Origin of the sequence: Actinospineispora eucalypti, assembly GCF_039543365.1 — a bacterium.
Classification (GTDB): Bacteria; Actinomycetota; Actinomycetes; order Mycobacteriales; family Pseudonocardiaceae; genus Pseudonocardia; species Pseudonocardia eucalypti.
In genome coordinates, this window is sequence record NZ_BAABJP010000043.1 from 123547 (window position 1) to 140140 (window position 16594).

Sequence of the window (16594 nt, forward strand, 5' to 3'; positions counted from 1 at the left end):
GCTACACCCAGTAGGAGACGCGTGCTCGGTAGTTGCGCATGACCAGCAGCGCACCGGTCCAGCCGAGCACGGTGATCGCCCCGGCCACGTACCAGTGGTGCCAGATGATCTCCCGGCCCAGCAGCGGCTGGCGCAGGATCTCCACGAAATGCATGATCGGGTTCAGCTCGGCCAGCCGGGCCCGCTCGGCGATGTTCGGGTTGGAGTGCTTCAGCAGCTGGTCGTAGTCCCAGACGATCGGCGTCAGGTAGAACAGCAGCTGGGTCACGCTGGCGATGATCGGCGGGATGTCCCGGAACCGGGTGGCGATGATCCCGGCGAAGATCGTGATCCACACGCCGTTCAGCAGCAGGATGGCGAACGCCGGGATGGCCAGCAGCAGGGTGATGCTGATCGGCTGCGGGAACAGGATGATCAGGGCCAGCCAGATCACCAGGTTGTGCAGGAAGAACAGCGCCTGCCGCCAGACCAGCCGGTACACGTGCAGGCTCAGCGGGGCCGGCAGGAACTTGATCAGGCCTTCGTTGGCGATGAAGACCTCGGCGCCCTCCAGGATGCAGCCGGACACGAAGTTCCAGATCAGCAGTCCGGTCGCCACGTAGGGCAGGAAGGTCTGGTACGGCATGTTGAACAGCGCGGAGTACAGGATGCCCAGACCGGCCGCGATCACGCCCATGCTGATCGAGATCCACAACGGCCCGATCACCGACCGCCGGTACCGCTGTTTGATGTCCTGCCAGCCCAGATAGCCCCACAGCGACCGCTGTCGCCACCCTTGTCGCAGGTCACCGACCGCCCGCCGCAGACTCCGCGACGGCGCGGTCTCCTCGCTCAACACGCCGGTAGACATCGCCGAGAAGCCTACTTGCCGGTCACCGCGCCGCCCCCACCACGGTGGTTCAGTCACTCTGGCACGGTGATTCAGTCACTCCGGCAGGGTGATTCGGTCACTCCGGCCCGGTGATTCAGTCACTCCGGCAGCGTGATTCAGTCACTTCGGCAGCGTGATTCAGTCACTTCGGCAGCGTGATTCAGTCACTTCGGCAGCGTGATTCAGTCACTTCGGCAGCGTGATTCAGTCACTTCGGCAGGGTGATTCAGTCACTCCGGCCCGGCTGTTTCGGAGGCCACCCGCCGGGACTCAGGCGGGTTCGCCGGGCAACGCGGTGATGGCGTCCCGGCAACGCCGGTGGGCGCTCGCCTCGTCCTCGGCCGGCCACAGCAGGCCGATCGGGCTGCGGCTCCACCAGTGACCGTTCGCGTCCCGGAAGGTCATCGCGGTCCACAAAGCGCCCGAGTCGCGTAGCGCGACGAAGTCCTGACCGTCCACCAACGTCCGCAAGGCGCGCGTCGGCCGGCCCATGCGCCGGCGGCCCTCCGTCGGTCCGACGTGTACGTAGGGGGCAAAGGCGCAGCCCAGGGGGGTCCCGACATAGATGGTGACCTGGTACAACGGGACGTCGTTCGAGTTGACCAGCACCACGGCCGGAAGATCGGGCTCGGACTCCCACCCGGAGATCCAGCAGACGAACCGGGTGGCGTAGCGGGCCGTGGCTTCCGCCCGCCGACGCTCCTCGGACTCTTCCAAGGCCCGGATCTGCGCGGTCTGCTGGCGGTTCGTGGCCTGCGCGGCCTTGACCGCGGAGCGCGCGAACAGCAGCGCCGAGATCGCACCCAGCCCGGCCAGCCAGTCCGGCACCGAGCCCCAGTCAACTCCCGGCACGGTGCCGGAGTTACAGGTACTGGCCGGTGCCCCGGGGTCCGCCCAGGCCTTCCGGCTGGGGGCCGGCGGGCAGGCCGCGGCGCATCTGCTCGAGCTGCTGGCGGGCGGCCATCTGCTGCGCGAACAGCGCCGTCTGGATTCCGTGGAACAGGCCCTCCAGCCAGCCGACCAGCTGCGCCTGAGCGATCCGCAGCTCGGCGTCGGAGGGGGTGTTCTTCTCGGCGAACGGCAGGCTCAGCCGGTGCAGCTCCTCGCGCAGCTCGGGGGCCAGGCCGTCCTCGAGCTCCTTGATGGAGTTCTCGTGGATCTCCCGCAGGCGGTTGCGGGAGGCCTCGTCCAGCGGTGCCGCGCGGACTTCCTCGAGCAGCTGTTTGATCATCGTGCCGATGCGCATGACCTTGGCCGGCTGCTCGACCATGTCCGACACCCCGCCGCCGGAGCTGTCCTCGTCCTTGCCGTTCGGCACCCTGGCCATCCCGACCGGTGAGCCGTCCGGCCCGATCACCATGACCTGCTGCTCGCCGTTGTCCGCCGATTCGTCTGGCTGGCTCATGACTCCATCCTAGTGTCGCCCTAAATCGGCCCCTTGTGGCCACGGTTACCGTATGACGATGCCCTTCGACGTCGCTCGAATCCGTGGCCTTACCCCGGCGATCGGCGATGGCTGGGTTCACCTGGACGCGCCGACCGGTGCCCAGTGCCCGGAACAGGTGGCGCTCACCATGGGCACCGCCGTGCGCGCGCCGATCTCGCTGCCGGGGGAGGTGTTCCCCTCCTCGCAGCGGGCCGAGGTGATCGAGGACGCGGCCCGCCAGGCCGTCGCCGACCTGGTCGGGGCCGACCCGCGCGGGGTGGTGCTGGGGCCGGGCCGGGAGGTGCTGATCGGACGGCTGGCCGACGCGCTCGCGGACAGCTGGCAGCTGGGTGACCAGGTGGTGCTCTCCCGGCTGGACGACGTGGCCAACCTGGCGCCGTGGCGCCGCACCGCCGCCAGCAAGGGCATCGGCGTGCGCTGGGCGGAGATCGAGATCGAGACCTGCGAGCTGCCCGAGTGGCAGTACGACGAGCTGCTGCGCGGGCCGGTCAAGGCGGTCGCGGTGACCGCCGGTTCCGAGCACGTCGGCTCCCGGCCGGCGGTGGACCGGATCGCCGAGCGGGCGCACCGGGCCGGTGCGCTGGTGGTGGTCGACGGGTACGCGGCCGCCGCCTGCGGCCCGCTGCGCATCGCCGACCTCGGCGCGGACGTGCTGGTGCTCTCCCCGGCGTCCTGGGGCGGCCCGCAGTGCGGCGCGCTGGTTTTCTCCGACCCGAAGCTGCTGGAACGCCTGCCGTCCTGCTCGCTCGACCCGCTGGCCGACGGGCCGGAACGGCTCGAGGTGGGGCCGCACAACTACCCGATGCTGGCCGGCCTGGTCGCCTCCATCGACTACCTGTCCACGCTGGACGACGAGGCCGCCGGGGAGCGCCCGCAGCGGCTGGACCGGTCACTGCGCTCGCTGGCCGAGTACCAGACCGAGCTGATGGCCAAGCTGGTCTACGAGCTGGGGTTCGTGCCCCGGATCCACCTCATCGGCAACCCCGGGAACGGGGTGCCCGCGCTGGCCTTCACCCACGAGACGCGCAAGGCGCAGGACGTGGCCGCCTTCCTGGCCGACCGGGGGATCTGTGCGGTCGCCGACATGGGCGACTCCGGGGTGCTGGAGCATCTCGGCTGCGGCGAGGTCGGCGGGGTGGTCCGGATCGGGCTGGCGCACTACAGCACCGTCTCGGAGATCGACCAGCTGGCCCGCGCGCTGAACGAGATGATCTAGGCGCGGCGCCCGCTTGCCGAGCGCGCGCCCGGTTCAGCGCGCGGGAGACCTAGAAGTCGGGGTTGGCCAGCACCAGCTTGCCGACCACGCCGCCGTCGGTGAGCAGCTGGTGCGCCCGGCCCGCCTCGTTCAACGGCAGGGTTTCCTGGACCACCGGCTTGACCTGGCCGGACTCCAGCAGCGGCCACAATCCGGCGCGCACCGCAGCGACGATCGCCGCCTTGCCGTCCGGGCCGGCGGTGGGCCGCCCGCGCAGGTTGGTCGCGGTCACGCTGGCCCGCTTGCGCAGCATGGCGTTCAGGTTGATCTCCGCCTTGACGCCGCCCTGCAGCCCGATGATCACCAGCCGGCCGCCGGGGGCCAGCCGGTCGATGTTGTCGGCCAGCGCGGCGGCGCCCATGTTGTCCAGGATGACGTCCGCGCCCCGGCCCTCGGTGGCCTCGCGGAGCTCCTCGGCGATCTTCTCCGACCGGTAGTCCAGGGCCAGCTCGGCGCCGAGTGAAAGGCACCGCTCGCGGCGGTCCTCGGACCCGGCGGTGGCCGCCACCCGCGCGCCGACCGCCGCCGCCACCTGGATCGCGTGTGTGCCGATGCCACCCGTGCCGCCCTGGATGAGCACCAGCTCACCGGCGCGCAGGTTCGCGACGTCGAACAGGTTGGACCACACCGTGCAGGCGACCTCGGGGAGGCCGCCGGCGTCGGTCAGGCTCCAGCCCGGCGGGGCGGGCAGCACCTGCCCGGCCGGGACGGCCACCTTCTGCGCGTACCCGCCGCCGGAGAGCAGCGCGCAGACCTCGTCGCCGGTGTGCCAGCCCTCGACGCCTTCGCCCAGCGCGGCCACCCGCCCGGCGCACTCCAGGCCGATGATCGGCGACGCGCCCGGCGGCGGTGGGTAGAAACCCTGTCGTTGCAGCAGATCCGCGCGGTTCACCGCGGTCGCCGCGACGTCGATCAGCACCTCACCGGGGCCGGGTGCGGGATCGTCCACCTCGGTCCACTCGAGCACCTCGGGGCCGCCTGGTTCGCGCACGGTGATCGCGTACATGGGTTCGACCGTACCGTTGGCCCATGCGGATTCGCCGTGCGGAGGACGGGGATGTGGCCGAGCTGGCCCGGTTGCGGGAGCACTGGCACCGGGAGTCGACCGAGGAGGGCTTCGCGGACCGGTTCGCCGAGTGGTTCGCCGGTCAGCGGGGCAGCAGGGTGGCGTTCGTCGCGGAGCCGGATTCCGGGGCCGGCCTGATCGGGATGATGCACCTGGCGGTGTTCGAGCGGATGCCCCGGCCCGGGCAGCCGGACACCCGCTGGGGCTACCTGAGCAACGCGTTCGTGCTGCCCGGGCACCGCGACCACGGCGTGGGCCGGGCGCTGCTGGACGCCGTGCTCGCGCACGCCAGGGAGCGCGGCTGCGTGCGGGTGGTGCTTTCCCCGAGCGACCGGGCGGTGCCGTTCTACGCGCGCGCCGGCTTCGGCCCGGCCACGATGCTGATGGCCCAGGTGCTCGAGTGATCGCCGAGCACCGGCGCTAGCCGGATCCGCCGGCGCGCGCGAGGTCGGTCAGCCGAGCGGTGATGTCCGACCGGAGTGTGGCCAGCCGGTCGGGCGGCAGCGGGGCCGGACGATCGTCCGGCGGGTAAAGCCAGACCGGCATCCGGCGGTACCGGTCGGGTTCCCAGCGGTAGCGGGGAAACACGTGCGCGTGCAGCTGCGGCCACGAGTTGCCCAGGATCTCGTAGTTCACCCGGCCGAACCCGGCGTCGAACGCGCTCGCCGCGGCCCGCAGTGCCTCGCCGAGCAGGGACATCTCGGCCAGGAACTCGGTTCGCCCGGCCAGCGGCAGCTCGTCCAGATGCCGCACCCGGTCCCGGTGAATCAGCAGGCAGTAGCCGGGAAGCCACTGCTCGTCACCGAACACCGCATACCCGGAGCGCAGCTCGGCGATCAGGTTGTCCGCTTCGCCTCGGGCCAGCGCGTCCAGCCGGGCGTACAACTGGTCGTTGTCCACCGGGGCGAGCCTAACCGGGTAGATCGTCGTCCGAGCGCACGGCAGACTTGCCGACCGTGATCGCCGAGCACTGGCCGCCGCACGGTCTGCGGCTGCGTACCCCCCGGCTGGAGCTGCGCCCGGACGACGACCCCGGGCTGGGTGAGCTGGTCGAAGCGGCCCGCGCCGGCGTGCACCCGGCCGACCAGATGCCGTTCGCCGTGCCGTGGACCGACGCCGCCCCGGAGCACCTCGGCGGCGGCATGCTGCGGTACTTCTGGTCCGAGCGCGCGGCGGTGGCACCGGAGCGGTGGTCACTCAACTTCCTGACCCGGCTGGACGGCCGAGTGATCGGCACCCAGGGGCTGATGGGCGTGGACTTCGCGGTCACCCGGGAGGTGTCCACCGGGTCATGGCTGGGGGGCCGGTACCAGAAGCAGGGGTTCGGCACGGAGATGCGCGCGGCCGTGCTCGGGCTGGCGTTCGACCACCTCGGCGCGCGGTTGGCCCGGTCCGGGGCGTTCGTGGACAACGCCCGGTCGCTGGCGCTGTCCCGCCGGCTCGGTTACGTGGACGACGGCACGGAGACGCTGGCCCGGCGGGGATGTCCGGCGACGCAGCGGCGCCTGCTGCTCACCGAGGCCGACTACCGGGCGCACCGCCCGGAGTGGCGGGTCGAGGTCACCGGGCTCGAACCGTGCCTGCCGATGCTGGGCGCCGTGTGATCTAGTCCCTCCGGCTGAATCGAGGGAGGATGGCCCGATGGCGGACGAGCGGGAGCGGGCGGAGCACGGGCGCCGGCTGGGCGAGGAACTGGCCAGCAAGGACGTCACCGCGGTCGCGGTGACGTTCGTGGACAACAGCGGGATAACCCGGTTCAAGGGCGTTCCGGTCGGCGTGCTCAAGCGGGCGGCCGCGTTCGGCGTGGGCGCGACCCCGGTGTTCGACGCGTTCGGTGCGGACGACCTGATCGCCGATACGCCGATCGCCAACCCGGCCGGTGACCTGCGGCTTCGCCCGGACCTCGACCGGCTGGTGCCGCTGGCCGGGCAGCCGGGATGGGCCTGGGCGCCGGGGGACCGGTACGCGCAGGACGGGTCGGCGCACCCCGGTTGCGCGCGGTTGCTGCTCGGCCGGATGGTCGAGCGGCTGGCCGGGCGCGGCCTGGTCGCCTCGGCCGGCATCGAGCTGGAGTGGGTGATCTTCCAGGAGGGCCACGGCGACGAGCCGGAGCCGGTGGCCACCGGGCCGGCCTACGGCCTGGGGCGGCTGGTCGAAGTCTCGGACTACGCCGCCGACCTGCTGCGCGCGCTGGCCGCGCAGGGGGTCCAGGTGGCGCAGTTCCACCCCGAGTACGCGGCCAGCCAGTTCGAGCTGTCCGTCGCGCCGGCCGACCCGGTGGCGGCGGCGGATACGTCGGTGCTGGTCCGTTCGACGATCCGGGCGGTGGCCGCGCGGCACGGGCTGCTGGTGTCCTTCGCCCCGACGGTGTACCACCCGGGGGTGGGCAACGGCGGCCACGTGCACCTCTCGCTGGCCCGCGACGGTCGGAACGTGTTCGCCGGCGGCCCCGGTCCCCATGGGCTGACGCCGGAGGCCGAGGCGTTCACCGCCGGCATCCTCGCCCGGTTGCCCGCGCTGCTCGCCGTCGGCGCGCCCAGCGTGGCCAGCTACCTGCGGTTGCTGCCCTCGCACTGGGCCGGCGTGTACGCCTGCTGGGGCTGGGAGAACCGGGAGGCGGCGCTGCGGCTGGTCACCGGTTCGGCCGCCGAGGCCGCCGAGTCGGACCGCGCGGCCAACCTGGAGATCAAGTGCTTCGACCTGGCCGCGAACCCGTACCTGCTGCTGGCCGCGCTGCTCGCGGCCGGGTCGGCCGGGCTGGACGAACGGCCCGCGCTGCCCGAACCGGTGCAGGTCAACCCGGACTCGCTGACCGGGGAGGAGCGGGACCGGCTGGGGGTGACCCGGCTGCCCACCGAGCTGGCCGCGTCGGTGGAGGCGTTCGCCAAGGAGGCGGCGATCACCGATGCGCTCGGCCCGGTGCTGACCGAGACGCTGCTCGCGCTGCGCCGCGCGGAGATCGACAAGTACACCAACGCGACGCCACAGGAGATCATCGCGGCGACCCGGTGGCGGTACTGAGGTGGCGGAGGAAGCGCCCGCATGGGTGACCGAGTTGCGCCTGGTCGACCACCACTGCCACAGCGTGGTCGGCGGCGAGCTGGACGCGGCCGCGTTCGGCGCGCTGCTCACCGAGGCGCACCTGCCGACCGTCCGGGCGCCCGCTGTCGCCGAACCCGGTGCGCCGGAGGGGATCGACCCGTTCGACTCGAAGCTGGGGCTGGCGGTGCGCCGGGAGTGCGCGCCGCTGCTGGACCTGCCCCGGCACGCGCCGGCGGCGGACTACCTGGCCCGGCGGGCCGAGCTGGGCGCGGAGGAGGCGGCCCGGCGTCTGTTTGCCGCATCGGGCACCGAGCTGCTGTTCGTGGACCACGGATACCGGGGTGAGGAGCTGCTCGACCTGGACGCCCTGGCCGCGCTGGCCCACGCGCCGGTGGCCGAGGTGGTCCGGCTGGAGGCGGTGGCCGAGGACCTGGCGGCGCGAGGGGTGAGCGCCGAGGCGTACCCGAACGCGTTGGCCGGCGAGATCGCCCGGCGCGCCGAGACGGCGGTGGCCTGCAAGTCGATCCTGGCCTACCGGTACGGCTTCGACGTGGCACCGACCCGGCCGGCGCCGGCCGAGGTGGCGCTGGCCGCCGAACGCTGGCTGGGCTCGCCGCGCGGCGGCCGCCACTCCGCCGTGCCGGGCGCCGAGGGCCGGCACGCCGCAGCGGTGGCGCAGGGCCGGCACGCCGCCGGAGTGGCGGACGCGCACACCGACCCGGACGGCCGGGGCGCGCTGCCGCTGACCGACCCGGTGCTGCTCCGGCACGCGCTGTGGTGCGGCGTGGACGCCGGCCTTCCGCTGCAGATCCACACCGGTTTCGGCGACTCGGACGAGGACCTGCACCGGGCCAACCCCGCGCTGCTCACCGCGTTCTGCCGGGCGACCCAGGACACCGGCACGCCCATCGTGCTGCTGCACTGCTACCCGTACCACCGGGAGGCGGCGTGGTTGGCGCAGGTGTTCCGGCACGTGTACTTCGACGTGAGCCTGGCGTCCAGCTACGCCGGTCACCGGGCTTCGGAGCTGCTGGCCGAGGCGCTGGAGCTGGCGCCGTTCGGCAAGCTGCTGTACGCCTCGGACGCGTTCGGGCTGCCGGAGTTGTACCTGATCGCGGCGCGTGGTTTCCGGCGTTCACTGGCCGAGGTGCTGGGGGGCTGGATTGCCTCCGGCGAGGCGACGGAGGAGGACGCGCGCCGGGTGGCCGGGATGCTCGCCGCCGGCAATGCGCGCAGGTTGTACCGGGTCTGAGCACGTTGCTCAGATGTTGGTGAAAATACGGTCCGGGCTGAGCCGGGAGATCGGTTTGTTGCTGACCTGGGTGAGGTCCGGATAACCGAGAGCGAGTAGCACGGTGGTGGTGTAGCCGTCTTCGCGGATCTTGAATTCCGTGTCGACGGTCTGAGGGTCGAAACCTTCGAGCGGGGGGGGGGGGGCTTCGATGCCGAGTTCGGCGGTGGCCATCATTGCCAGGCCCACCGTCATGTAGGTCTGTTTTTCCATCCAGTGGGTGATGTCTTTGAAGTTGTAGGTGCGCCAGTCGAGGAAGGCGTGGACCGAGTCCTGCCACTTGTCCCGGTAATCACCTTCGGGGAACCGGCCGTCCGCGTTCTCCTGGGCGAACACATGCCGTAGGTGACTGTCTTGCCAGGCGCTGTTTCGACTGGGGAGAGCTCATCACGTAGAAGTGTCAGGGCTGCACTTGTTGAAGGTTACCTCTGAGATGGACCGGTTCGGGTCAAATGCCCGCGTGAGGTGCTTATCCATGAGTTTGTCGAGATTCATGACGCGTCGCTCCTTCCGGGTCCTTACGGACGGATGCTGATGATCGTCTTCCCGCTGATCCGCTTGGTCGGGTTGAAGGCGGCGACGGCGTCGTCGAGGGTGGCGATGGTGCCGATGTTCGTCCGCACTCGTCCGTCCCGAACGCGCTGGGCGATCTCACCGAGTTGGGCGCGGTCGGACACGACGACGAAGTCGATCGCCAGTCCGTCGGCGGGCCGAGCCTCGGGCGGCCCGGTGACGGTGACCAGCGTTCCGCCGGGTCGGATCAGGCCCGCGGACCGCTTCTGGATGTCTCCGCCGAGGACATCGAAGACCAGATCGACTTCGCCGACGTCTTCCAGGGCGTCGTTCTCGAGGTCGACGAACTCCCGCGCGCCGAAGTCGAGCGCGGTCTGACGGCTGGCGGCGCGCCCGGTGCCGATGACGTGGGCGCCGGCTTCGCGGGCGAGCTGGGCCGCCATTGATCCGACCGCGCCGGCCGCGCCGTGCACGAGGACGGTCTGCCCATCGCGAAGGCGGCCGTGGTCGAACAGACCTTGCCACGCGGTCAGCCCTGACATCACGACACCCGCGGCCACCGTGAAGTCAACATCACCCGGCAGCGGCGCGAGGTTACGTGCCTCAACGACCGCGTATTCCGCCAGCGTGCCGTCGCGGGTCCAGTCCGCGAGGCCGAACACTCGCTGTCCTATCGACAGGCCAGTGGTTCCATAGCCGAGAGCGCTGACCACTCCGGCCAGCTCGTGCCCGGGAATCGACGGCGTCCGGTCCCGGCCGAGCCGGTCGATCCAGGTCGAGGGCCACGCCAGCTCATCCCCGGTGAATCCCGATGCATGAACCTGGACGACGACATCGCCGTAGCTCGCGCCCGCGAGGCTGGCGAGCCTTGCCGCATCCGGATCGGGCCGCTCCACCAGCGCCATCCCGGCCGTTCCGGCGGCCTGGTCGGTCACCACGATCGCCTTCATCTGAATACCTCCCTGTATCCGTCCGTGCCCACCCGGCTGCCGCCCGGCGATCGCGTCCCGGAGTCCTTACGGACGAACGCGAATGATCGTCTTTCCCTTGATCCGCTCGGTCGGGTTGAAGGCGGCGACGGCGTCGTCGAGGGCCGCCACGTTGCCGATATTCGTGCGCAGCCGTCCATCCCGTACCCGGCGGACGATCTCGCTCAGTTGGGTGCGATCGGCTTCGACGACGAAGTCGATCGCCAGTCCGTCGGCGGGCCGAGCCTCGGCCGGGCCGGCGATGGTGACCAGCGTTCCGCCGGCTCGGATCAGGCTCGCGGACCGCTTCTGGATGTCTCCGCCGAGGACATCGAAGACCAGATCGACCCCGCCGACGTCTTCCAGGGCGTCGTTCTCGAGGTCGACGAACTCCCGCGCGCCGAAGTCGAGCGCGGCCGGCCGGTCGGCGGCCCGTCCGGTGCCGATGATGTAGGCGCCGGCTTCGCGGGCGAGCTGCGTCACCATCGATCCGACTCCGCCGGCCGCGCCGTGCACGAGGACGCTCTGCCCGACCTGGACGCGGCCGTGCACGAACAGTCCCTGCCATGCGGTCAGGCCCGAGATCGGGAGACTCGCGCCCACCGTGAATTCGACGTCGCCGGGCAGCGGCGCGAGGTTGCGCGCCTCGACGGCCGCGTATTCCGCCAGGGTGCCGTCGCGGGTCCAGTCCGTGAGGCCGAACACCCGTTGGCCCACCGACAGCCCCGCCGTGCCATAGCCGAGCGCACTGACCACACCGGCCAGCTCATGCCCGGGAATCGACGGTGTTCGGTCCCGGCCGAGGCGATCGGTCCAGGTCCCGGGCCAGGTCAGTTCGCCCGGGGTGAAGCCGGATGCATGAACCTCGACGACGACATCGTTCCCCGCCGCTACCGGCTCGGGCCGCTCCGCCAGCGTCATCCCCGCCGTTCCCTCGGCTTCGTCCGTCACCACAATCGCCTTCATCTGGCACCTTCCCGTATCCGGTCCCCGTCGCCACGCGGCGAACGGAGGAGGTGGACCATATCGTCCAACCTGGTTTCGATACAAGCAATGCTTGTAACTTAAACGTGCGACGTGCTGGCCCGGTCGCGGGTCGGCAGCCCGGGCGTCTTGCGCCATGAGCTAGGCCTCGACGTTCTCGGCGATGACGTCGGCTCCGATGCCCAGTCACCGACCGCGGCGCCCCTCGGGCGCGCCTTCGTCGTTCACTAGAAGGACTATACAGTCCAGTTTCTGACTCGCACGGCGGGCCTCCAGATCGGACAACACGAGGCCATAGCGAGGGAACAAGTGCGAGCTGTGCCGCGTTGATGGACTACATGGTCCTCTTAATGGGCGTCCACGACGACGGGAGCGTAGCCGTGATGAGCATCCTCGGGCGGCCACCAGGACCGCGATCATCAGAGGCGCCGCGGCGCCCGGACGGAACCCGACCCGATGACTTTGCGGAAGAAGCGCGTCGGGTGGGGCGCAATGTAGGAGAGGTGCCGGAATGTGCCGGCGCGAAGATCGGCGACATCGGGCAGGTTCGCAAAGAATTCAGCTTCCACGGGCCGACCTATATGCTTGCCGCGGTTCCGCGGACGGTCCGATCCGATCTCCGAGTCGCGGTCGCGGTGGTGCCAGGCAGTGCGACGACAGGTCAGGACGCGTGAATTGGGATGTCTGGATCAAACGGTAGCGGCGAGACCGCGGAGATACGTCACACCGCACGCGGACTGCAAACCCGCTCGCGGATCATCGATTCCGCGCAGCAGCTCTTCTACATCAAAGGCGTGAACGCCACCACGCTCGATGACATCCGGCTCGCCAGCAAAACCAGCAAGTCGCAGCTGTACAACCACTTCCCGGACAAGCTGGCGCTGATCCACGCGGTGATCGACGTGACATCGCGGTTCGTGCTCAATCGAGAAGAGCAGCGACTGCGTGGCGTGCGGACTCTCGCCGGACTGCGACGTTGGCGTGACGCGCTGGTCCAGTCCAACGCTCTGCAGGACGGCTCCTACGGCTGTGCCCTTGGCGGCATGTCGATCGAGTTGTCCGACGTCGACGAGCGGTCCCGCGCAGCGCTGTCGGAGACGTTCCAAGCCTGGGAACGGCTGCTCATCGATACCCTCGCCCGACTGCAAAAACTCGGCGTGCTCACCAAAGAGGCCAACCCCACGGCCCTCGGGACGGGGTTGCTCGCGGCCCTGCAGGGCGGATACCTGCTCGCGCAGAGCGCGCACAATTCCAAGCCCATGGGCATCGCGCTGGACATGGCGCTTGATCACATCGACTCCTTCGCCACCGGCTGATACCCGCTGGCTGTCGCGCCGGGAGGGGTCCGGCCGCCGTCTGAAGTGACCGCGCGGCGGGCGCTACCTTTCCGGATGAGCTACCGCGAAATGTATTCGAAGTGGACCAGATGGACGAGCGTGAAGTGGACCAGCCCCGTCGAGTGCTGAATTAATACGCTCACCGCATGGGAACAGTTGCCACGAACATGACCTCGGACGACCTCCTCAAGATCGATGGGTTTACGCTTCCGGCCGGCGCGCACGCCATGATTCGCCTCCTGGAGCTTCCGCCTGGTGATCCCGGAATTGCTCCACACCGCCACTCGGGGCCGGTGTTCGGCTACATGGTCGAAGGGGAAATGCTCTTCGAAGTGGAGGGTGGAGCCCCCTATCGCATCAAAGCCGGAGAAGGATTCTTCGAACCTGGCGGTGATGTGATCCATTACACCGCGGCCAATCTTCTTTCGGACCGAACCAGCCGATTCGTCGTGGTCATGCTGTGCGCACCCGACGTCGAGATGATCACCATGGTCGCCGATGACGAGCTGGCCGCGAAGGCCGGCTCCAGGATTCCGGTCCCCGCGGATCTGTAGCCGCCGCTCCGGCAGTGGTGCTGGTCAGAAGGACACCGCCGGAAGCGGTGGCATAGCGTGAGGTTGCGCAATGTCTGGGATTCGGGATGGCGAACCCGAAACTGTCGGGGGGGTCGGACATGCTTGATGGGCAGGTCGCACTGGTCACCGGGGCCGGTTCGGGGATCGGCGCGGCGAGCGCCGCCGCGCTGGCCCGGGCCGGGGCGGCGGTGGCGGTGACGGATCTCGACGTGGCGTCGGCGCGCGCCGTGGCGGACCGGATCACCGCCGACGGAGGGCGGGCCCGCGCGTTCGGGCTGGACGTGACTCAGGAGGCGGATTGGATAGGCGCACTCGAACGAACCAGTGACGAGCTGGGCACGGTCACCGTGCTGCACAGCAACGCCGCCCTCACCACCCGCGACGCGTTCATGGGCGACCGGGGCGTGGTCGACCTGTCGGTCGAGCTGTTCGACCAGGTGATGGCGGTCAACCTGCGGGGCGGAATGCTCGGCTGCAAGCACGCGGTGCCGGGCATGCTGGCCGCCGGTGGCGGGTCGATCGTGCTGACCAGCTCGGTGAAGGGGCTGACCGGCAGCGCGCACCGCACCGCCTACTCGGTTTCCAAGGGCGGCCTGGATGCGCTGGTGCGCGCGGTGGCGACCGGTTACGGCAAGGGCGGGGTGCGGTGCAACGCGATCGCCCCGGGCATCGTGGCCACGGACGCCATCGCGGCCGTCCCGGCCGAGCAGCGGCGCGCCCTGGAGGACGCGCACCTCACGCCGAGGCTGGGCCGGGCCGAGGACATCGCGAACGCCGTGGTGTTCCTCGCATCCGAGCAGGCCGCGTTCATCACCGGGCAGGTGATCTGCGTCGACGGTGGTCTGGCCGCGCACACGCCGGCGCTGTCCCCGCCGGGCTCCCGCGTCTCCGGGTGAGCGTGCGCCGGAGTCGTCGTGGCGACTGCGCGTGGGCCGTCGCCGGGCAGCCTCAGCCGCCCTCCAGCTTCGCGCGCAGGTCGGCGAAGAACGACGCGTAGATCCCGGTGAACGTGTCCCGCAGGGTCTGCTCCAACCCGGGCGCGCACTCGTACTCGCCGTACCACTCGAGAAACGTGCCGCCGGTGTCGGTGATCGGCAGCAGGTGCACGGTCCCCCGGTACGCGCTGGCCGGGAACGGGATCTCGTCGGCGAACTCGTAGCTGTACCGCCGGCCCGGGTCGTCGTGGCTGACCAGTCGCTCCCGCGCCACCAGCCCGTCCGGGTCCAGGGTCAGCCGGCGGACCGAGCCCACCCCGGTGCCGTCCTCCGCCTCCGAGGACCGGATGCGCCGCACCCACCCGGCCAACCCGTGGAAGTCGCCGAGCACCGACCACACCACGTCGGGCGGCTGGGCCAGGGCCACACTGGCGTACGCAAGCTCCATGCGCCGGACGCTAACCCCATCCGCCCGCCGCCGCGCGCCGGCTACCTGACGGTGAAGCCGGCGTCCACGGGGAGGTTGACGCCGGTTACGTAGCGTGCGTCGTCGGAGACCAGCCAGGCGATCGCGTTGCTGATGTCGACCGACTCCACCATGGGGACATCCAGCAGGTTGCCCATGTCCGGGCCGTCCGCCGGCATCGACTCGAGCACGGCCGCCATCGCCTCGTTCATGATCATCGGCGTGGCCACGCCGGTGGGGTGCACCGCGTTCACCCGGATCATGTGCGGGGCCAGCCAGTTGGCCCAGCTGCGCATCAGCCCGACCAGGCCGTGCTTGGCGGCCACGTAGCCCTGCATGCCGGGGAGGCCGCTGCCGCCGCGCCCGCTCAGCCCCATCACCGATCCGGTCAGCACGATCGCCCCGCCCCGGCCGCCCTCGATCATCACCGGCGCGGCCGCGTGCACGGTGTTCCACACTCCAACCAGGTTGACCTGCAGCAACGTGTTGAATGCGACCGCCGGGTCCAGGCCCTCGCGCACCATGCCGATGCCGGCGTTGGCCAGCACGATGTCCACCCCGCCGAGCTCGGCCGCCCCGTCGGCGACCGCGCGCGCCATGGCCTCGGCGGAGCGCACGTCCGCCTCGACCGACACGATCCGCCGGTCCAGTTTTTCCACCTCGGCGACCGTCTCGGCCAGCTCGGCCGGGGTGGCGAGCGGGTAGCTCACCTCGTCGAGCTGCCGGCAGATGTCCACCGCGATCACGTCCGCGCCCGCTTCGGCCAGGCGCACTGCGTGGCTGCGGCCCTGCCCGCGCGCCGCCCCGGTGATCAACGCGACCTTGCCGGCCAGCTTCCCGCTCATGCCCAACCCCTCCAGAGACTCGCCGATGCGATGACCTTACGGACAACGCCGGAACGAGCTCGCGGGGTTTTCCTTGACAGCTGCAGTCACCCATGGTTATCTAACTGAGTCGTTAGATAACCGATTGGTTTGATACGGATGACAATCGACCAAGCCGGCGCGAAAGACCCGCTGAGCGTCACCTTCGCCGCGCTGGCTGACCCGACCCGCCGGGCGATCCTGGCCCGCCTTATCGAGGGGCCGGCGACCGTCAAGGAGCTGTCCGCGCCGTTCGACATGAGTGGCCCGGCAGTTTCCAAGCACCTGCGCGTGCTGGAACGCGCCGGCCTGATCGCCCGGGGCCGGGAGGCGCAGTGGCGGCCGTGCCGGCTGGACGCGACGCCGTTGCGTGAGGTCACCGAGTGGGCGGAGGGCTACCGGCGGTTCTGGGACGCCAGCTACACGCGACTGGACGACTATCTACAGAAGATGAAGGAGCAGGAGAAATGACCACCGCGAAACCCACCGGCAAGACCGAGTTCGGCACCCCCTCGGACACCGAGGTGACCATGAGCAGGGTGCTCGACGCCCCGCGCCGCCTGGTGTTCGAGGCGTTCACCAACCCCGAGCACCTGCCGCACTGGATGCTCGGACCGGACGGCTGGACCATGCCGATCTGCGAGATCGACCTGCGCCCCGGCGGCAAGTGGCACTTCGGCTGGCGGAACGTGAACGGGGAGGGCATGGAGATGACCGGGGAGTACCGCGAGGTCAGCCCGCCCGACCGGCTGGTGCGCACCGAGTCGTGGGGCCCGGAGTGGCCGGAGACGCTGTGCACGCTGGTGCTCACCGACGCGGACGACGACCCCGGGCGGACGCTGCTGGTGGACACCATTAGCTACCCGTCGAAGGAGGCCCGGGACGCCGCGCTGGCCACCGGGATGAACGACGGCGCCGACCGCAGCTTCGACCTGCTCGCCGATTACCTGCGGAAACTGCTCGACTGAAGGCATAGGCTCG

At 70.5% G+C, this 16594-nt stretch carries 20 protein-coding genes; 10 read left to right on the top strand and 10 right to left on the bottom strand.

Annotated features, from left to right (window positions below):
- Position 1: 1 nt before the first annotated feature.
- The 3 genes from wzm to ABEB12_RS32205 all read right to left on the bottom strand — a co-directional run bounded on the left by wzm (position 2) and on the right by ABEB12_RS32205 (position 2276).
- The gene (gene wzm, locus ABEB12_RS32195) at positions 2-850 is read right to left on the bottom strand and encodes a galactan export ABC transporter permease subunit Wzm/RfbD (RefSeq protein ID WP_345703323.1); all 849 of its coding nucleotides are present in this window, start codon (positions 848-850) and stop codon (positions 2-4) included.
- Between the two features lie 291 nt (positions 851-1141).
- Positions 1142-1723, bottom strand: a complete 582-nt coding sequence (locus ABEB12_RS32200; protein ID WP_185066298.1) for a hypothetical protein — start codon at positions 1721-1723, stop codon at positions 1142-1144.
- A 10-nt stretch (positions 1724-1733) separates the two neighbouring features.
- Positions 1734-2276, bottom strand: coding sequence for a bacterial proteasome activator family protein (locus ABEB12_RS32205; protein WP_425572295.1), 543 nt, complete (start codon positions 2274-2276; stop codon positions 1734-1736).
- A 58-nt stretch (positions 2277-2334) separates the two neighbouring features.
- Between ABEB12_RS32205 and ABEB12_RS32210 the strand changes: the two genes are divergently transcribed.
- Positions 2335-3534 carry an aminotransferase class V-fold PLP-dependent enzyme gene (locus tag ABEB12_RS32210; protein ID WP_185066297.1) on the top strand — a complete coding sequence of 400 codons (1200 nt, stop codon included), beginning with the start codon at positions 2335-2337 and terminating at the stop codon, positions 3532-3534.
- 49 nt (positions 3535-3583) lie between these two features.
- On the opposite strand, the gene ABEB12_RS32215 is transcribed toward ABEB12_RS32210, so the two are convergent.
- Positions 3584-4579: a zinc-binding dehydrogenase gene (locus ABEB12_RS32215; RefSeq protein ID WP_185066296.1), complete on the bottom strand. Its 996-nt coding sequence runs from the start codon at positions 4577-4579 to the stop codon at positions 3584-3586.
- A gap of 23 nt (positions 4580-4602) precedes the next feature.
- On the opposite strand from ABEB12_RS32215, the gene ABEB12_RS32220 reads away from it, so the two are divergent.
- Positions 4603-5043, top strand: coding sequence for a GNAT family N-acetyltransferase (locus tag ABEB12_RS32220; protein ID WP_185066295.1), 441 nt, complete (start codon positions 4603-4605; stop codon positions 5041-5043).
- 16 nt (positions 5044-5059) lie between these two features.
- On the opposite strand, the gene ABEB12_RS32225 is transcribed toward ABEB12_RS32220, so the two are convergent.
- Entirely contained in the window at positions 5060-5539 is a 480-nt protein-coding gene (locus ABEB12_RS32225) for an HIT domain-containing protein (RefSeq protein WP_221499041.1), read from the bottom strand.
- Positions 5540-5595: 56 nt separating this feature from the next.
- Here ABEB12_RS32225 and ABEB12_RS32230 point away from each other — a divergent pair, with 56 nt between their 5' ends.
- The 3 genes from ABEB12_RS32230 to ABEB12_RS32240 are packed head-to-tail and all read left to right on the top strand — an operon-like array spanning position 5596 to position 8933.
- Positions 5596-6243 carry a GNAT family N-acetyltransferase gene (locus tag ABEB12_RS32230; protein ID WP_185066294.1) on the top strand — a complete coding sequence of 216 codons (648 nt, stop codon included), beginning with the start codon at positions 5596-5598 and terminating at the stop codon, positions 6241-6243.
- A gap of 37 nt (positions 6244-6280) precedes the next feature.
- Positions 6281-7660, top strand: a complete 1380-nt coding sequence (locus ABEB12_RS32235) for a type I glutamate--ammonia ligase (RefSeq protein ID WP_185066293.1) — start codon at positions 6281-6283, stop codon at positions 7658-7660.
- A gap of 25 nt (positions 7661-7685) precedes the next feature.
- Positions 7686-8933 carry an amidohydrolase family protein gene (locus ABEB12_RS32240; RefSeq protein ID WP_345703324.1) on the top strand — a complete coding sequence of 416 codons (1248 nt, stop codon included), beginning with the start codon at positions 7686-7688 and terminating at the stop codon, positions 8931-8933.
- 9 nt (positions 8934-8942) lie between these two features.
- Here the strand turns inward: ABEB12_RS32240 and ABEB12_RS32245 are convergent, their stop codons facing one another.
- From ABEB12_RS32245 to ABEB12_RS32255, 3 genes are all read right to left on the bottom strand, one after another.
- The gene (locus ABEB12_RS32245) at positions 8943-9308 is read right to left on the bottom strand and encodes a nitroreductase family protein (protein ID WP_345703325.1); all 366 of its coding nucleotides are present in this window, start codon (positions 9306-9308) and stop codon (positions 8943-8945) included.
- 182 nt (positions 9309-9490) lie between these two features.
- Entirely contained in the window at positions 9491-10435 is a 945-nt protein-coding gene (locus ABEB12_RS32250; RefSeq protein WP_185066291.1) for an alcohol dehydrogenase catalytic domain-containing protein, read from the bottom strand.
- Between the two features lie 66 nt (positions 10436-10501).
- Positions 10502-11419 carry a zinc-binding dehydrogenase gene (locus tag ABEB12_RS32255; RefSeq protein ID WP_185066290.1) on the bottom strand — a complete coding sequence of 306 codons (918 nt, stop codon included), beginning with the start codon at positions 11417-11419 and terminating at the stop codon, positions 10502-10504.
- Between the two features lie 698 nt (positions 11420-12117).
- On the opposite strand from ABEB12_RS32255, the gene ABEB12_RS32260 reads away from it, so the two are divergent.
- From ABEB12_RS32260 to ABEB12_RS32270, 3 genes are all read left to right on the top strand, one after another.
- Positions 12118-12753, top strand: a complete 636-nt coding sequence (locus ABEB12_RS32260; protein ID WP_185066289.1) for an LmrA/YxaF family transcription factor — start codon at positions 12118-12120, stop codon at positions 12751-12753.
- 167 nt (positions 12754-12920) lie between these two features.
- Entirely contained in the window at positions 12921-13328 is a 408-nt protein-coding gene (locus ABEB12_RS32265) for a cupin domain-containing protein (protein ID WP_221499039.1), read from the top strand.
- A 119-nt stretch (positions 13329-13447) separates the two neighbouring features.
- On the top strand, positions 13448-14245 hold the full coding sequence (locus tag ABEB12_RS32270; protein WP_185066288.1) for an SDR family oxidoreductase: 798 nt from the start codon (positions 13448-13450) through the stop codon (positions 14243-14245).
- 52 nt (positions 14246-14297) lie between these two features.
- Here ABEB12_RS32270 and ABEB12_RS32275 read toward each other — a convergent pair whose 3' ends face one another.
- Both ABEB12_RS32275 and ABEB12_RS32280 read right to left on the bottom strand, forming a co-directional pair.
- Positions 14298-14732, bottom strand: a complete 435-nt coding sequence (locus ABEB12_RS32275; protein ID WP_185066287.1) for an SRPBCC family protein — start codon at positions 14730-14732, stop codon at positions 14298-14300.
- A 41-nt stretch (positions 14733-14773) separates the two neighbouring features.
- Positions 14774-15595 (bottom strand): mycofactocin-coupled SDR family oxidoreductase, encoded by an 822-nt coding sequence (locus ABEB12_RS32280; protein WP_185066286.1) that lies wholly within the window; start codon positions 15593-15595, stop codon positions 14774-14776.
- Between the two features lie 138 nt (positions 15596-15733).
- Here ABEB12_RS32280 and ABEB12_RS32285 point away from each other — a divergent pair, with 138 nt between their 5' ends.
- Both ABEB12_RS32285 and ABEB12_RS32290 read left to right on the top strand, forming a co-directional pair.
- The gene (locus ABEB12_RS32285; protein WP_185066285.1) at positions 15734-16084 is read left to right on the top strand and encodes a metalloregulator ArsR/SmtB family transcription factor; all 351 of its coding nucleotides are present in this window, start codon (positions 15734-15736) and stop codon (positions 16082-16084) included.
- Positions 16081-16581 (top strand): SRPBCC domain-containing protein, encoded by a 501-nt coding sequence (locus ABEB12_RS32290; RefSeq protein ID WP_185066284.1) that lies wholly within the window; start codon positions 16081-16083, stop codon positions 16579-16581. Before ABEB12_RS32285 ends, ABEB12_RS32290 begins: the two co-directional genes overlap by 4 nt.
- Positions 16582-16594 lie beyond the last annotated feature (13 nt).

What these genes read in the sequence shown, in the direction of transcription:
- ABEB12_RS32205 (WP_425572295.1), bottom strand. Translation starts at nt 2,276, where the DNA reads ATGAGCCAGCCAGACGAATCGGCGGACAACGGCGAGCAGCAGGTCATG.
- ABEB12_RS32285 (WP_185066285.1), top strand. Translation starts at nt 15,734, where the DNA reads ATGACAATCGACCAAGCCGGCGCGAAAGACCCGCTGAGCGTCACCTTC.
- ABEB12_RS32260 (WP_185066289.1), top strand. Translation starts at nt 12,118, where the DNA reads ATGTCTGGATCAAACGGTAGCGGCGAGACCGCGGAGATACGTCACACC.
- ABEB12_RS32220 (WP_185066295.1), top strand. Translation starts at nt 4,603, where the DNA reads ATGCGGATTCGCCGTGCGGAGGACGGGGATGTGGCCGAGCTGGCCCGG.
- ABEB12_RS32215 (WP_185066296.1), bottom strand. Translation starts at nt 4,579, where the DNA reads ATGTACGCGATCACCGTGCGCGAACCAGGCGGCCCCGAGGTGCTCGAG.
- ABEB12_RS32270 (WP_185066288.1), top strand. Translation starts at nt 13,448, where the DNA reads ATGCTTGATGGGCAGGTCGCACTGGTCACCGGGGCCGGTTCGGGGATC.
- ABEB12_RS32250 (WP_185066291.1), bottom strand. Translation starts at nt 10,435, where the DNA reads ATGAAGGCGATCGTGGTGACCGACCAGGCCGCCGGAACGGCCGGGATG.
- wzm (WP_345703323.1), bottom strand. Translation starts at nt 850, where the DNA reads ATGTCTACCGGCGTGTTGAGCGAGGAGACCGCGCCGTCGCGGAGTCTG.
- ABEB12_RS32275 (WP_185066287.1), bottom strand. Translation starts at nt 14,732, where the DNA reads ATGGAGCTTGCGTACGCCAGTGTGGCCCTGGCCCAGCCGCCCGACGTG.
- ABEB12_RS32290 (WP_185066284.1), top strand. Translation starts at nt 16,081, where the DNA reads ATGACCACCGCGAAACCCACCGGCAAGACCGAGTTCGGCACCCCCTCG.
- ABEB12_RS32280 (WP_185066286.1), bottom strand. Translation starts at nt 15,595, where the DNA reads ATGAGCGGGAAGCTGGCCGGCAAGGTCGCGTTGATCACCGGGGCGGCG.
- ABEB12_RS32265 (WP_221499039.1), top strand. Translation starts at nt 12,921, where the DNA reads ATGGGAACAGTTGCCACGAACATGACCTCGGACGACCTCCTCAAGATC.
- ABEB12_RS32235 (WP_185066293.1), top strand. Translation starts at nt 6,281, where the DNA reads ATGGCGGACGAGCGGGAGCGGGCGGAGCACGGGCGCCGGCTGGGCGAG.
- ABEB12_RS32210 (WP_185066297.1), top strand. Translation starts at nt 2,335, where the DNA reads ATGCCCTTCGACGTCGCTCGAATCCGTGGCCTTACCCCGGCGATCGGC.
- ABEB12_RS32255 (WP_185066290.1), bottom strand. Translation starts at nt 11,419, where the DNA reads ATGAAGGCGATTGTGGTGACGGACGAAGCCGAGGGAACGGCGGGGATG.